Below are 15078 nucleotides of genomic sequence, written 5' to 3'. Positions count from 1 at the left end.
CTTCAGGGATTCGCGGCCGCTTTCAGGGGCACCGGCGGCTCGCCGAGCGGTACGGGCTCGGGCCTGGTGACCCGCCGGTTGCCGGGGGCTGGCGTGGCGGGCTTCGCGCCGCCGGTTTCCGCCAGGACGCAAGCCAGCTCCCAGTGGCGCATTGCCTGGCCTTCCGGGCAACCTTCCGATTCCCAGATCTGGTAGGCGAGTTCGCGAATGCGTGCTTCGTCTTTGCTCATGATTGCAGCTCCCGGCTCTATGGCGTGAACAACAGAAGGTTGACGGGGAAGTCCGCCAGCAGCTCGGCAACGCGGAGGCTGCCCTGCCGGGGAGTGAGCTCGCGGCTGGAAAAGACCTCGGATAGGCATCCCCAGCCAAGGACGTGGGGCAGCAGCACCCGGGTATCCGCCCAGCGCTCGGGTGGAACCTGCGGGATACCCTGGTCTTCCACCAGGGGCGCGGCAAGGCGCGGAACCACCACCACCAGGCCGGCGCCACCATGGCTGCGGGCGAAGGCGAGGATCCGCTCGGCCTGTGGGCCTTCGACTTCCAGCGGTTGGTAGCTTCCGTGCCTGAACAACTGCGGATGGATCTGGCGCAGGTTGAGCACGATGGCCACCAGTCGCTGCTTGATGCGGCCGTCGGCCCAGTTGCGCACCAGTTCCCGGAGATCGCCAGGGGAGGCGAGGCCGGCGATGCGCGTCGCGAAGTCCACCTCCTGGCGATTGTCCGGGTCCACCAGGCTGAAGTCCCAGAACTCGGTTCCCTGGTAGAGATCGGGTACGCCGGGGGTGGTCATCCGCAGCAGGCACTGGACCAGGGCATTGAGTATGCCGGCGGGGGCGAGATAGCTGACGGCTGCGGCCAGGTCCTCGCGAAGGGGCGCGGCTTCCGGGCTTTCCAGGAGACGGGCGAGAAATAGCTGGCAGGCGGCCTCATAACGCAGGTTCGGGTCGCTCCAACTGCTGCGCAGCCGCGCCTCGCGAAGGCATTTCTCTTGCCAGCGCTGCAGCCGCTGGAGGAACCGGCGCATGCCGTCGGCATCCTCGACGGACAGGTCGGGTGGCCAACTGCCCAGCAGGCACTGGTAGAGCGCGAGTTCGTCGGCGGCTGCGATGCTTTCGTCGAGATCGGCTGTGTGGCGCAACGGCTCGGCCAGGCGGCGCCAGCGCCGTACCGCCTCGACGAACCAGCTGGCGCGCTCGCTCAGCACCGCCAGGCGGGCGCGGCAGTCCTCGCCGCGTTTGTGATCGTGGGTGGCGGTGCTCAGCAGGCTATCGGGAAAGGTGGCTACCCGCTCCAGGCAACCCCGATGGAATTCGCTGCAGGACGCGCTGAAATGCTCGGAATCGAAGCCCACGTCGTTGCGCGAAAGCAATACGGCCGAGCGGTAGCAGGCGGTGTCTTCCACGGCCTTGGCCGCCGCCGGCGAGGTCAACTGCTGGAAACGCTGCAACACCTGGCGCCGCAAGCGACGCACGGGGCCGGGCGGAAGATCGCGCAGGGGCTCTGCGCCAAGCCAGCGGTCGAGGTGGTCGAGCAGGGGCCAGTCGGCCTCGGCCAGGCTACGGCGGGCGCCGTCCAGGGCACGCTGGAAGATGTCCCGGTCCTGCTCCGAGCGCCCGCAGGCGCCGGCGTAGGTGCGATAGACGGGGAAATGCGCCACCAGCTCCAGCAGCACGCGGCGGATGGCGCCGAGCGTCAGGTCGCGGCTCGCCAGGTCGCTCCGGGCCACCTGCAATAATCCCTGCGCGACCGTCTCCAGGTCACCGGCCAGGGAGCTGGTGAGCAGCAGGCGACGTGCGTCCCGCACCTCATCGAGGAAGTCCCCGCTGCGGCCGCTGATGGCGTTCCAGAGCGCGCACAGGCGCAGTTCGCCAAGCGGGTCGTGCTGCAGCAGGGAAACCTGGTTCATGAAGTCGTAACCGGTGGTCCCGTCTACCCGCCAGTCCCGGGGGAGGTGTTCGCCATGGGCGAGGATCTTTTCCACGTAGATGGGGAAAGGGTGCCCGCCCGGTGGCCGCGAACGGCCGTCCAGCAGGCGGTTCACGCGGCGGCGCAGGCGCCGGCAATAAGCGCGTGGATCGGCCAGGCCATCCACGTGGTCGATCCGCAGGCCGTCCACCAGGCCGCGTTCGATCAGCTCGAAGAGCTTGGCATGGGTCGCCTCGAACACCTCGGCGCGTTCCACCCGCAGGCCAGCCAGTTCGTTGATGTCGAAGAACCGCCGCCAGTTGATGTCATCGGCGGCGGTTCGCCAACTGGCGAGTCGATAGGGCTGTCGCTCCAGCAGCTCGTGCAGGCGTCGCATGCCGGCATCGTCGTTGCCGCGGTACTGATCCAACCCCAGGGCCAGCGCATCGGCACGGGCGGTATCGGCGACAAGCCGCGCAAGGTCTTCCTTCAGGGCCACCGCCTGGTCGCGAGGGACGGGTGAATCGACCAGCCGGTCGAAGGCCCGCCCCAGCGCGGAAAGTTCGGGGTCGCCGCTGCTGCGCAGGATCGCACCCCAGGTGGGCGGTGAGATGGGGAAGAGATGGTCGAAATGACGGACATGGAACCCGCCTCGGTCGCCTTCGTAGTGGAGCCGCAGCGCACCTGCCGCCAGCATGTCGCCATAGTCGTTGCGCAGGAAAGGCGCCAGCAACCGGCCATCGAGCCAGGGGTCCGACGAATGCCACTGGATATCGAAGAACGTCGCATAGGGGCTGGACTGGCCCCATTCCAGGACATCGAGCCACCAGGGATTGCTGTCGCCGCCGACCGCCATATGGTTGGGCACCAGGTCAAGGATCAGTCCCATGCGCTGGCGTCGCAGTGCCTCCACCAGCCGCTCCAGGGCGGCTTCGCCGCCGAGTTCGGGATTGATCCGGGTCGGGTCCACCACGTCGTAGCCGTGACTGGAGCCGGGGCGGGCGGTGAACAGGGGGGAAGAATAGAGATGGCTGATACCCAGGCTGGCGAAGTAGGGCACCAGGGGCACGGCGTCCTCGAGGGTGAAACCTCGATGGAACTGCAGCCGCAAGGTGGCGCGCAGCTCATTCACCCCGCACCTCCCGCCTCGCTTTGCGGCCTGCCACGAGGCGGGCCAGATGATTGCGCGATACCGGCAGGTCGAGCAGTTCGGCGGCCGCCACCGGCCAGCGGCGGCGCCAGTTCGGGTGCAGGTCGCCGGGGCCCGGCAGGTTCGGCTGTTCGGTTTCCCCGAGCAGGTCTTCCAGGGGAAGCAGCACCAGCGGCGCCGGTGTCTCGGCAACGTAGCCGATGCAGCCTTGCACGCAACGCTCGACGCTGTGCTCGTGGGGCGCCAGATGCCCCGCCAGGCGCAGTGCCGCCACCAGGGCCCGGCATTCGCGCTCGCGAACTTCGAGGTCGTGGCGGGCGACCTCCGCGCTGCTGTGGCCGGACTTCAGGCGCCAGCCGATGTCCTGGCCCGCGAACCAGCCATGCAGGGTCGGCAGATCATGGGTACTGGTGGTAGCCAGGGCGTCATCCGGCCAGTCGCCGGGCGGAATGAAGGAACCGGCCCGCTGCTCGAACGACAGGACGCGCATGCCCAGTACGTGCCGGCGCGCAAGCTCTTCCCGCAGGCCGCCGGGCACGGTACCGAGGTCCTCGCCGATCACCAGGCCCTGGCTTCGCCAGGCTTCGAGGCTGAGCAGGCGGATGAGGTCGTGGAAAGGAAAGCGCAGATAGGCCCCCGCTTCGGGCGGGGTTCCCTCGGGCATGACCCAGAGGCGCTGCAGGCCCATGACGTGGTCGATACGGATACCGCCCGCGCAGCCGAGGTTGGCCCGCAGCATCTGGATGAACGCCCGATAGCCGTTTTCCTTCAGGCCCAGGGGCGAAAAGGCCCAGACCCCCCAGTTCTGCCCGGCGCGGTTGAGGATATCCGGCGGTGCGCCCACCTTGACCGTGGCCAGCAGCTGATCCTGGCATGCCCACGCCTGGCTGCCCGAACAGTCCGCCCCCACCGCGAGGTCGGCGATCAGGCCGATGGCCATGCCGGCATTGACGGCCGCGACCTGCGCCCGTTCCAGCCCGCGCACCACCAGCCACTGGGCGAAGGCGTGGAACTCGACTTCCCGGGCATGCTCCCGGGCGAAGCGCTGGACGGCGCCGTGCGCAGGGTTGCGCAGCTGCTCGGGCCATGACCGCCAGTCCCCCGGAGCGCCGTTGGCCGATAGCTGTCCGTGCAAAGCCTCGAATCGGCAATGCAGGAGCAGGGCGTCGCCACCCTGCTCGCGGAAGCGTTCGAAATCATGGCGCAAGGGGCCGGGCGCCTGGTCGAAATCCTCGTAGAGCTGGTGCCAGACCGCCAGCCGAGCGCTGGACAGTGCGGGCCAGTCGATCAGCGGAAGGGTCTCCAGCCGCGCGAATTCGGCGTCGAGGCCGGTGGCCGCAAGGGCCCGTTGCATCGCCGCATCGCCCAGCAGGCTGGCCGGTGCCGCATGCAACACGTTGAAGTGCAGCCGGCTGGAAGGCGAGTAAGGGCTGTACTGCCGGCCGTTGGCGCTGAACATGGCGTGCACCGGGCTGATGGCCAGTACGTCGGCGCCGTGGCTTGCGGCGCTGCGAGCGAGATCCTCCAGGGCGCGGGTGTCGCCGACGCCACCGTCTCCGGAACGGCGCAGGGCATAGAGCTGGGCAGCGAGGCCCCAGGCGTGATCGTGCCCCACCAGCTCCGCGACGCTGGGACAGGCCGGCGGTGCCACCGCGAGGCAGGCTTCGCGGTCGCCGATCGACAATTGGTGGTAGCCGCAGGTGTCGGGGGCGAGCAGCTGGCAATCCGTACCGAGCCGCCCTTCGAGCAGTCGCCCATCGTCCAGGCGCAGCTGGTAGCGGCGGTCCGGAGCTTCGGTCCCCGCCAGGGACAGCTCCTCACGCTGATCCAGCACGATCAGGGGGCCGAGGCGGACGGCCCGTTGCCGGCTCCTCAGGCTGGCCAGGCTGCCGGCGATCTGTTGCGGAGTCTGGGCGGCATAGCCCATGGCTTCCAGGAGGGCACGCTGGCTTTCGGGATCGACCCGCTGCGGCTGGCCATTGGCGTCCACCCAGTCCAGCAGAAGGCCGGCGGCGCTCGCCAGTTCCGCCAGTTTCTCGTCGCTCATGATGCCGGCTCCAGCAGGGCCAGGGCGCTTCGCGGCGGCAACAGCCCCTGGGTCAGGTCTATGCCGCGAACACGATACGCATAGAGAACTTCCGCGTTGGCGGAAATCCGATTCATGGCTACGGGGGACTCCCCCAGGTTGATCAGAATGTCCAGGCGGGTGCCGTCCCCCATGCGCCAGGCTGCGGCTACCGCATGTGAACCCAGGACGCTGGATTCCAGGGCGTGGCTCCCCGGCAGGCGCGGGATGACGTGGCCATGGCGCAAGCCCAGCAGGTCGCGGTAGAAAGCCAGGGTTTGCCGATGACGCGACTGATTCACCCGGTCCAGGTCCGGCAGGCAGCGATCGAAGGTGCTGGCGGAGTTGGGGTCGGGAATGCATTCCCGCAGGCTGGCGTCAGTGAAGGCGGGGAACTCGGCGAACTCATCGCGACGGCCATCGCCCACCGCCTGCCCGAGTTCGTCGGGATGGTCGGTGAAATAGAGGAATGGCCGTGCGCAAGCCCATTCCTCGCCCATGAACAGCAGCGGAATCATCGGCGACAGGAGCAGCAGAACCGTGGCCGCCTTCAGGGCGTCCGGGTCCGTCAGCACCGGCAGCCGTTCGCCATGGGCGCGATTGCCCACCTGGTCATGGTTCTGCAGGAACAGCACAAAGGCGCTGGGCGGCAGATGAGCGCTTGGTTCGCCACGGGCATGGCCGTGGCGGTTGGCTTGTCCCTGGTAGGCGAAGCCCTCGGCCAGGCAAGTAGCCAGCTTGCCGGCGGCGTCCTCGGCGAAGTCCGCGTAGTAGCCGTGGTGCTCCCCGGTAAGCAGGACATGCAGGGCATTATGGCCATCATCGTTCCACTGGGCGTCGTAGCCGCGCTCCAGCAGGCTGGCCTCATTGGCCTCGTTCTCGAGCACAAGATGCAGGTGGCGGCGTCTGCACAGGGTGCTGCGCACGCGCTCCGCCAGCTCCAGCATGAACGCACGGTCGCCGATGGCATGCACGGCATCCAGGCGCAGCCCATCCATACGGTAGTCCTGGAGCCACATCAGCGCGTTCTCGATGAAGAACTCACGGACTTGCGGCCGACGGAAGTCGATGCCGTCACCCCAGGGCGTCTGGCGATCGGAGCGGAAGAAATCCGAGGCGTAGTGCCCCAGGTAGTTGCCCTCCGGTCCGAAGTGGTTGCAGACCACATCCACCAGCACCATCAGCCCCAGCTGGTGGGCCCGGTCCACCAGACTGCGCAGCTCATCCGGTGTCCCGTAGGACGAATCCGGCGCGAACGGCAGCACCCCGTCATAACCCCAATTGCGCCTGCCCGGGAATTCGCCCAGGGGCATCAGTTCCACCGCCGTGATGCCGAGGTCGCGCAGGGCTGGCAGGTAGGCTTGCACCGCGGCGAAACCGCCCAGCAGCCCCACATGCAGTTCGTAGATCACCGCTTCGTGCCAGGGCCGGCCGCGCCAATCGGTCATTCGCCACGGATAGCTGGCGGCGTCGACGACCAGGCTGAAACCGTGGACGTCGCCCACTTGCTGGCGAGACGCCGGGTCCGGTACCCGGCGATCACCGTCGACGACGTAGCGGTAGCCGGTGCCGGCGCCGCACTCCAGCTCTCCGCCGAACCAGCCACCCGGTTCCTCCGCCAGGGGGTGCAGGGAACCGTCCATCAGCTCCACCGCGACGTTGCGACAATCAGGTGCCCAAAGTGCGAAGCGGGTAGCGCCCGGCCCGAGCAGCCGGGCGCCATGGAGTCGGTCCGTCATCGGCATGCATCTCCGCTATCACCCGAACTGGCCAGCAGACGCTGGTACAGCTCGTCATAGGGGGATATCGAGCGCTCCCAGTACAGCGGAGATTCCATGGCGCGGGTGCGCATGGCGTCCAGCAGCTCGGGATGTCGGTAAACGCCCAGGGCGCGATCGATGGCGTGGAGATAGCTGTCCACCGAGGCGTCGCCGAAAAGGAACCCGGTGACACCGTCCTCGATGGTGTCGGCCAGTCCACCCGTGCGCCGGGCGATGGGCAAGGAACCGAAGCACTGGGCATACATCTGGCTCAGGCCACAGGGCTCGAAGCGCGACGGCATGAGCAGGAAGTCGCTGCCGGCGAACATGCGCCGCGCGTCGGTCTCGTTGAAGCCGATGCGCACGCCGATACGGCCGGGATGGCTTTCGCCCAGTTCCAGCATGGCCCGCTCAAGTTCCGGCTCGCCCTGGCCGATCACGGTGATACTGCCGCCCGCCTCGACGATGTGGCCGGCCACTTCGCGGGTGAGGTCGATGCCTTTCTGCTGCACCAGGCGGGAGACCACGGCGAACAATGGCCCTTGGTCCATATCCAGGCCGAAGCGCTTCCTGACATGACGGGCATTGGCTTCCTTGCCCTGCCAGCGGCCGGCACTGAAGCCCTGCACCAGATGCGGGTCGCTGCCTGGTTCCCAGCTTTCGTCTATGCCGTTGAGTATTCCGCTCAGTTGGCCTTCCTCGACCTTGGCCTGGAGCATGCCTTCCAGCCCGCAGCCGAAACGCGACGTGGTGATTTCATGGGCGTAGGTTTCGCTGACCGTCGTGACATGGCTGGCGTAGGCGATGCCACCTTTGAGGAAGGACAACTTGCCGTAGAACTCCAGGGCCTCGGCGGTGAGGGCTTCGGCCGGAATGCCCAGCTCGGCGCTGCAGCGCAGGTCGCAGAGCCCCTGGTAGGCAAGGTTGTGGATGGTGAATACCGCAGGTATGCGCAAGCCACGCCAGGCCATGTAGGCGGGAGCGAGGGCGCCAGGCCAGTCATTGGCGTGAACCAGCTCCGGGCGCCAGTTGAGACCGGCGGTTCCAGCGGCGATTTCGGCTGCTGCCAGGCCCAGGCGGGCGAAACGGATATGGTTGTCGGCCCAGTCGTTGCCGTGGCCGTCACCGTACGGCGTGCCCTCCCGGTCATAGAGTTCGGGACACAGGAGCAGGTAGACGATCAGTCCATCGGGCAGATCCATCCGGCCGATATGGCAGGGGGGCAGGGCGGCCAGGCCATTCACCTGGCCGATGACCCGGATGGGATGGCCACTGTCCAGCACCTGCCTGTAGGCGGGCAGCAGCACGCGGATGTCGTGATGGGCCGAAAGCGCTTTCGGCAACGCCGCCGAGACATCGCCCAGGCCGCCCACCTTGACCAGGTCAGCCAGTTCCGGTGTGACGAACAGAATGCGTTTCTTGGTCGCTTGCTGGCTGCCCAGGCGCAGCTCGGCCCTTGGCCTCAGGTCCAGGGACCTGGCTTCGCCGATGCGGGCCGTGGCTACAGCAGTTCCCATAATGTGCTCCGATTTTTCATGGTCCATGGTTGGCGTTCCCCTTGGCTGGCAGGCCTTCTGCCGCCCCGAGTGGACGCGCACGCCGATATCCCTGTGCCCTGGCTCATCGCCAGCCCTGCAGGAGCCTCATGTGGTTCGCCCTGTTCGCAGACCCCACACTCTTTCCTGACTTGCCGGCTTGGCCATAGGTTCGACTTTTTTTCACGGTCCGCCCGCGAATAACCTGAACTTTGCCGGGAGCGGGTCTTCCATAAGGGCATGAGCGCGCCCTGCGGAAGGAGGACGGAACATGCGCGGCTACCACCAACGCCTGCGCCGGGGCTGATGCCATGGATGCCCGCCGTGCAGCCTGCGAGGCCTGTGCCCAGGCGGTCGAGCGGAAGACCGGCGACCATAGTCGATAGTCACGCTGGCAATCGTCCCTGGGCCCTGCGGCCAGGCCGGGGCGCCAGCCGGGGAAACATTCCTTGAACCCCTCTGGTAACACGGCAGTCAGCAGTCTGAGTCCCTTCACGAAGTAGGAATGGAGCTGACGCCCATGATCAAGAAATGCCTGTTTCCTGCCGCCGGCTACGGTACGCGCTTCCTGCCGGCGACCAAGTCCATGCCCAAGGAGATGTTGCCGGTAGTGGATACTCCGTTGATCCAGTACGGCGTCCAGGAGGCCCTGGACGCGGGACTCACCGAGATTGCCATGGTCACGGGACGGGGCAAGCGCTCCCTCGAGGATCACTTCGACATCAGTTACGAGCTGGAAAGCCGGATCTGCAACACCGAAAAGGAAAAGGCCTTGTGCGGCATCCGCCGCCTGATCGATGAATGCTCCTTTTCCTATACGCGCCAGGTGCAGATGAAGGGCCTGGGTCACGCCATTCTCAGCGGCCGCCCGCTGATCGGGGACGAAGCCTTCGCCGTGGTGCTGGCCGATGACCTGTGCCTGAACCTGGAAGGCGAGGGCGTGCTGTTCCAGATGGTCCAGCTGTATAACCAGTTCCGCTGTTCCATCGTCGCCATCCAGGAAGTGGCCGAGGGCGAAACGGGCAAGTACGGCATAATTGCCGGCCGGCTGCTGCGCGACGACCTGGTGCGAGTCGACCGGATGGTGGAGAAGCCACGACCGGAGGATGCCCCGTCGAACCTGGCGATCATCGGCCGCTACATTCTTACCCCGGACATCTTCGGCCTGATCGCCGAAACCCCTCCGGGCAAGGGGGGCGAGATCCAGCTCACCGACGCCCTGATGAAGCAGGCCAGGCAGGGTTGCGTGCTGGCCTACCGTTTCAAGGGGCGACGCTTCGATTGTGGTTCGGCGGAAGGTTATGTCGAGGCCACCAACTTCTGCTTCGAGCATCTCTACAAGCCCGGCCTGGCCGAGCAGGCCGCGACGGTGGCCGCAATACGCCCCTTGGAGCTGGCCAGGGGGGCCTGAGCGGATGGCACGAAGCTCCTGGCCCATGGTTTGGCTGACTTTCATCCCGGAGTTGGAGCATTCCGCCTTACCCGGTGCGAACGTCGAATCAGATTGAATCCTCGGCGGCGGGCATCAGTCGACAGAAGTAGCGCCGATCGATGGGAGTCATTGCATGCCAACGCTGAACAAGACCATCGCCCATCTGCGGGGGCGAGCCAAGTGAAGAAGTCATGCGCCGAACGCGAAGGTTGGCAAATGACTGCCCCCTTGAAGGGGGCAGTCCTCGCCTTGGCGTCTGCTCTGGAGAACTCTCCGGGTTGAGCGGCTTATTGCTGCACACAGTGCATTAATGAAATGCAAATGAACCGAATTGTTCAATGTGCGCAGGGCTCACATAATCCATCCCATCCTCGTCACGGGGCCGTGTTCAGCGCGTGGAGACAGAGATGGTTCAAGTCATTCGGTTAAACCAGGTGGGCGGACCCGAGGTATTGCAGGTCGAGAACCTGGGCGAGGGCGCACCTGCGGCTGGCGAGGCGTGGCTCGAGCAGGTAGCCGTCGGTGTCAACTACCTGGATGTGGCACAACGGAATGGCGCGGTGCCCATCGCTCTGCCTTCCGGCCTGGGGCTGGAAGGCGCGGGCCGGGTCACGGCAATTGGACCGGGAGTCACCAATGTCCGCGTGGGGGATCGCGTGGCATATGCCACCGGCCCCATCGGTGCGTATGCCAGCGCACGGCGATACACCGCGGAGAGACTGGTCGGTATTCCGGACGAGATGTCGTTCGATGATGCCGCCGCACTGGAGTCAGGGCAATCAGCCGGCGCGATTATCCTGAAGCCATGACACAGGATTTGCTCGACTACAGGCAGAGTGACGAAATCGCTGCCTTGCTCGCGGTGGCGTCGGAAGGTTCGTTCGTGGCGGCCGGCCGTTTGTTGCAGCGGCATCCCACGGTGGTATCCAAGCGCGTGGCGGCCCTGGAGAAGCGGCTGGGGGTTCGCCTGATCGAAAGGTCCACTCGCCAGGTGCGGATGACCAGCGCAGGCGCCCAACTGGAGCAGCGCCTGCGAGCGGCCATCGGGGCGATCAAGGAAGCGGAACAGGAGGCATCGTCCGGCGCAGCTGAGGTGCGCGGAACGCTGCGCCTGGCCTTGCCCGCGTCAATGGGCAGGTTGTGGTTGGCGCCCATGTTGCCGGAGTTCCTCAAGGCCCATCCCCAGGTGTCGCTGGTGGCGGATTACAGCGAGCGCTTCGTGGACATCATTGCCGAAGGCTACGACCTGGCCATCCGGGTCGGGGAGCTGAGCGACAGCCGCCTGGTTGCCCGGAAGCTGGGCGATCATCGTCGCATCCTCTGCGCATCGCCCGGGTACCTGGAGGAACATGGCGTGCCGGGCTCGCCGGCTGATCTCGCTGCCCACAACTGCCTGGGGTTTACCGGGTTCGCGTCCTTTCCGGAATGGCGCCTTTCCAACGGTGACAGGCAGGAAACGGTGGTGACCCGGGGGTCGATCACCTCCAACGACAGTGAATCGCTGCTTGCCGCGGCGCGGGCCGGTACGGGAATACTGGGCGCAGGTGAATGGCTGATGAGCCGCGATCTGGCGGCTGGCCGACTTGTTCATGTACTGCCGGACTGGCAACTCGATTCTCAGGGGGCGATCTATCTGGTGCGCCCCTCGGCGAGGTTTTCGCCCGCCACCACCCTCGCATTCATGGAATGGATCGAGTCGAAATTCGTCAATGGCGCTCCCTGGATGATCGGGGCGCCCTGACAGTCCCTCAACCAGTCCCTGAATGTTGTGCGGAGGTCGCTTGAACAAGGGTGTGGCTCTGTCGGTCGCGTCGTCCTGCATGTTTGCGAGCATGTATTACTTCGCCACCTTGCTGGTTCCCCTCACTGGAGTGGAGATCTTCGGCTGGCGCATGCTGCTGACACTGCCGTTTGTCACGCTCTTCATGCTGATCGGCGGGGAATGGAAGCGCGTGCTCGAGATAGGCGAGCGCCTGAGAAAAAGTCCGATGCTGTTCCTGGCGCTTTGCATGAGCAGCGCATTGCTGGGGATTCAGCTGTGGCTGTTCCTCTGGGCTCCCCTCAATGGCCGTGGGCTCCAGGTATCCCTGGGGTATTTCCTGCTGCCCCTTGCGATGCTGCTGGTCGGCCGGTTCATCTATAGGGAGCGCCTCACGCGGTTGCAGAAAATGGCCGCGCTGTCGGCTGCCCTCGGCGTAATGCATGAGCTTTACCAGGCAGGTGGGTTTTCCTGGGAAGCCTTGCTGGTCGCCATTGGCCTCCCGATCTATTTCGTCCTGCGCCGCAAGCTGCGAACCGATCACCTGGGCGGCCTCTGGTTCGACATGCTGCTGAGCTTGCCTTTCGCTACCTGGATCATCATGGGGCAGGGCGCTGGCGTCGAACATTTCGCACAAAGCCCGCGCCTGTTCATCCTGATCGTGATTCTGGCAGTGATCAGTGCTACAGCCTTCATGTCCTATATCGTTGCCAGCCGCATACTGCCCTTCGGGCTTTTTGGATTGCTGGGCTATGTCGAGCCTGTGCTGATGGTGGGCGTGGCACTGATGATTGGAGAGCAAATCCAGACGGGGGAATGGCTGACCTACATTCCTGTCTGGATAGCCGTCGGCTTGCTTGTGCTGGAGGGTGTGCGTCACCTGCGTCCCGAAGCAAGGCGCCCCCTCCCGGCCGCGACGCCTGCCGATCACCGAGCCCGGGGCATGCCCCTGCAATTGCACGAAGCGCGGCCCTGCAACTGCCAGAAGTAGCACGACCACTTTTGCCAGGAGTCTTTCATGCGTCCAGCGGATTACAGCAGTCTCGATGGACTCGCACTTGCCTCGATGCTGCGCAAGGGTGAGACCTCTGCCTTCGAATTGATGGCGATCGCGGTGCAACTCGCCCGGGAACGGGCGGTGCCCTTGAATGCGCTGAGCTGCCAGCGCTTCGACGAAGCCCTGGAGATTGCCAGGGCGGCGCAGCTGACCGGGCCATTCGCAGGCCTGCCATTCCTGCTCAAGGATTCCGGGCTTGCCTCCAGGCGCCTGCCATCGTCCATGGGCTCGCGGATGTTCAGTGACACTCGGTTCAGTTTCGATAGCACCCTGGTGGAGCGGTTCGAGGCGGCCGGTTTCATCGCCTTCGCCAGGACGACGGTCCCGGAGCTGTGCATGGCGCCCACGACCGAAGCCGTCGCCAATGGCGGGCCCACGCTCAACCCCTGGGATCCTGCGCGATCTCCAGGGGGCTCCAGCGGTGGCTCGGCGGTAGCTGTCGCATCGGGCGTGGTGCCCATCGCCCACGGTAGCGATGGAGGAGGGTCCATACGAATCCCCGCATCCTGCTGCGGCGTCTTCGGCCTGAAGCCTTCGCGAGGTTTCCTGCCAATGGGACCGGCGCGAGGGGAGGGGTGGGGAGGTCTCGCGACCGATGGCGTCATCACCCGTACGGTCCGGGATACCGCTGCGGTTCTCGATGCGATCGCGGGGGCCGATCCAGGCGCACCCTATGCGGCTCCCCGCATGCCGGAGTCCTTCCTGGCCGGGCTGGACAAGCCTTTCGATCGGCCGCTGCGGGTCGCCAGGTGGGTGTCCACGTGGAATGACATCCCACTCGACGCTGATTGCCTGGCCGCGGTGGACATGGCTGAAAGGTTGCTGACTCGGAACGGCCACGAAGTGGTCGAGGTCAGCCCGCCCGATATCGACTTCGACGGCTTTGCGAATGCCCTTATCGACGTGATCGCTGCCAATGCCGTCGTCTCCATCGAGACGGCTGCGGGAGGCAGGCCGCGCGCGCAATGGAGCGGACTTCTCGAACCGGCGATTCTCGAGGCCTACCACTACGGCAAGACGCTGCGGGCTACCGACTACATCTCGGCCATAGCGTGCTTCCACCAGATATCGCGGGAGATGGAGCGATACATGCGGGGGTTCGATCTGATCCTGACCCCAACGCTCACTCAGCTACCTGTCAAGCTGGGGACTCTGTCAATGGACGACGACTTCCGTTCATTCAGGCTGAAAGGCGCGCGATACACGATGTTCCTCGCGATCATCAACGCCTCGGGCCAACCCGCGGCCAATGTGCCCTTGTACTGGAACCGGCAAGGAATTCCCGCCGGCATCCAGTTGGTTGGGCACTTCGGTGATGAGGACACGATCCTCCGGGCAAGTGCGGAGCTGGAGCGATCGTCACCCTGGAGCGGCCATTACGCGAGGCTGAGTTGGTCAACAGACCATTTTCCAAGTCCTTAGGATGCGGACGTTCCGATCAGTTGATGGGCCCTAACTCTGGGAGGCAATCTCTTCTCACAAGAGCATCGATTCCTGAATGTAACAAAGGGGGGAACTTGACCAGTTCGACGTCCAAACGGTCATATCACCGCCCCCAGTGACATAATTAATGGCGCTCTCCAAACTACAGTTAAGGGTTGAGCAACTTGACCGGCCTGAGGAGAATCAGCCATGAAAGTCTCCAAGCCCATCTGGCTATTGCAGGTATCCTTGCTGCTATACCCTGTAGTACTGCCCGCGCACGAACCACCGCATACCAGGGCTGGAGTCGAAAAGTCATTCTTGAAAAGCACCGCATCGGACAAGCCCCCGCCCACAGCGAAGGTAGATACTGTTCAGCTCAGCGCCGACCACCGAAGAGCAGTCGAAGCGCATGTCAGGTATTCCGACTACCGTATTCTGCTGCTTCTGCGATCAGCCACCATGTCGAATATTGATTCCGTTCTCGACGCGATTGATGCCCTACGGCGAAGCAACCAGGAATGTGCTCAACGGTTCGATCGTTGCCGTGGATTTGATGCAGTACCCAATACCGCAGATGCCTCAAAGGCTCTGCCTGATGCGAAATTGTGATGTTCGTCACGCAAGTCGCCCTCCAGCAGGTGTTCGCCTGAGAGCGCAATCGATTCCGCTCTTAGCGGAAACTCGCATAGCAGGAGGATTTCAACGCAACCTCGACCCAATTCAGGCGAAATCGATTTGTCCATACTGAGAAAATGTACAGCTCTCCCCAGGTGGCCAACTTGATACACTCCGGCTTCATCCGTGAAAACCCCTCTTTAGGTCGCCGTCAAGGCGGCTCTTCTTTTTCAGAAAGTTCACTATTTTCGATGGCTGGATGCAAAATATTTGAAGCATCAAGATATAGTGAATCGTCATGGCTTACCTGCAGGATGCAGCAGCCTCTAAATTGTTAGAATAACTCTAATCCACCGACTATTGCTGTCATTGATT

At 64.8% G+C, this 15078-nt stretch carries 10 protein-coding genes and 1 pseudogene; 6 read left to right on the top strand and 5 right to left on the bottom strand.

Going from position 1 to position 15078, the window contains the following annotated elements; translation table 11 throughout:
• Positions 1-2: 2 nt before the first annotated feature.
• From ACFPU0_RS11880 to glgA, 5 genes are read right to left on the bottom strand one after another with little or no spacing between them, the layout of a single operon-like run.
• On the bottom strand, positions 3-230 hold the full coding sequence (locus tag ACFPU0_RS11880; RefSeq protein ID WP_377693193.1) for a DUF2934 domain-containing protein: 228 nt from the start codon (positions 228-230) through the stop codon (positions 3-5).
• 17 nt (positions 231-247) lie between these two features.
• Positions 248-3037, bottom strand: coding sequence for a malto-oligosyltrehalose synthase (locus ACFPU0_RS11875; protein WP_377693192.1), 2790 nt, complete (start codon positions 3035-3037; stop codon positions 248-250).
• The gene (gene malQ, locus ACFPU0_RS11870) at positions 3030-5102 is read right to left on the bottom strand and encodes a 4-alpha-glucanotransferase (protein ID WP_377693191.1); all 2073 of its coding nucleotides are present in this window, start codon (positions 5100-5102) and stop codon (positions 3030-3032) included. The genes ACFPU0_RS11875 and malQ overlap by 8 nt, the downstream gene beginning before the upstream one ends.
• Positions 5099-6865, bottom strand: a complete 1767-nt coding sequence (gene treZ, locus ACFPU0_RS11865) for a malto-oligosyltrehalose trehalohydrolase (protein ID WP_377693190.1) — start codon at positions 6863-6865, stop codon at positions 5099-5101. The genes malQ and treZ overlap by 4 nt, the downstream gene beginning before the upstream one ends.
• Positions 6856-8397, bottom strand: coding sequence for a glycogen synthase GlgA (gene glgA / locus ACFPU0_RS11860; RefSeq protein ID WP_377693189.1), 1542 nt, complete (start codon positions 8395-8397; stop codon positions 6856-6858). The genes treZ and glgA overlap by 10 nt, the downstream gene beginning before the upstream one ends.
• A 538-nt stretch (positions 8398-8935) precedes the next feature.
• Between glgA and galU the strand changes: the two genes are divergently transcribed.
• From galU to ACFPU0_RS11830, 6 genes and pseudogenes are all read left to right on the top strand, one after another.
• Complete coding sequence (gene galU / locus ACFPU0_RS11855) at positions 8936-9826, top strand: UTP--glucose-1-phosphate uridylyltransferase GalU (protein WP_377693188.1); 891 nt, start codon at positions 8936-8938, stop codon at positions 9824-9826.
• Between the two features lie 428 nt (positions 9827-10254).
• Positions 10255-10614 (top strand): annotated as a pseudogene (locus ACFPU0_RS11850) (alcohol dehydrogenase catalytic domain-containing protein); the annotation flags it as partial.
• A 38-nt stretch (positions 10615-10652) separates the two neighbouring features.
• On the top strand, positions 10653-11588 hold the full coding sequence (locus ACFPU0_RS11845; RefSeq protein WP_377693187.1) for a LysR family transcriptional regulator: 936 nt from the start codon (positions 10653-10655) through the stop codon (positions 11586-11588).
• Between the two features lie 40 nt (positions 11589-11628).
• The gene (rarD, locus tag ACFPU0_RS11840; protein ID WP_377693186.1) at positions 11629-12597 is read left to right on the top strand and encodes an EamA family transporter RarD; all 969 of its coding nucleotides are present in this window, start codon (positions 11629-11631) and stop codon (positions 12595-12597) included.
• Positions 12598-12624: 27 nt separating this feature from the next.
• On the top strand, positions 12625-14085 hold the full coding sequence (locus ACFPU0_RS11835) for an amidase (protein WP_377693185.1): 1461 nt from the start codon (positions 12625-12627) through the stop codon (positions 14083-14085).
• Between the two features lie 210 nt (positions 14086-14295).
• A complete protein-coding gene (locus ACFPU0_RS11830) occupies positions 14296-14697 on the top strand; it encodes a hypothetical protein (protein ID WP_377693184.1) in 402 nt (133 codons plus the stop codon).
• Positions 14698-15078 lie beyond the last annotated feature (381 nt).

Origin of the sequence: Pseudomonas sp. GCM10022186, assembly GCF_042656385.1 — a bacterium.
Lineage (GTDB): Bacteria > Pseudomonadota > Gammaproteobacteria > Pseudomonadales > Pseudomonadaceae > Metapseudomonas.
Note: the sequence above shows the minus strand (reverse complement) of the source record. Positions and strands in the feature narration are given on the sequence as shown.

What these genes read in the sequence shown, in the direction of transcription:
- ACFPU0_RS11880 (WP_377693193.1), bottom strand. Translation starts at nt 230, where the DNA reads ATGAGCAAAGACGAAGCACGCATTCGCGAACTCGCCTACCAGATCTGG.
- malQ (WP_377693191.1), bottom strand. Translation starts at nt 5,102, where the DNA reads ATGAGCGACGAGAAACTGGCGGAACTGGCGAGCGCCGCCGGCCTTCTG.
- treZ (WP_377693190.1), bottom strand. Translation starts at nt 6,865, where the DNA reads ATGCCGATGACGGACCGACTCCATGGCGCCCGGCTGCTCGGGCCGGGC.
- glgA (WP_377693189.1), bottom strand. Translation starts at nt 8,397, where the DNA reads ATGGGAACTGCTGTAGCCACGGCCCGCATCGGCGAAGCCAGGTCCCTG.
- galU (WP_377693188.1), top strand. Translation starts at nt 8,936, where the DNA reads ATGATCAAGAAATGCCTGTTTCCTGCCGCCGGCTACGGTACGCGCTTC.
- ACFPU0_RS11845 (WP_377693187.1), top strand. Translation starts at nt 10,653, where the DNA reads ATGACACAGGATTTGCTCGACTACAGGCAGAGTGACGAAATCGCTGCC.
- ACFPU0_RS11835 (WP_377693185.1), top strand. Translation starts at nt 12,625, where the DNA reads ATGCGTCCAGCGGATTACAGCAGTCTCGATGGACTCGCACTTGCCTCG.
- ACFPU0_RS11830 (WP_377693184.1), top strand. Translation starts at nt 14,296, where the DNA reads ATGAAAGTCTCCAAGCCCATCTGGCTATTGCAGGTATCCTTGCTGCTA.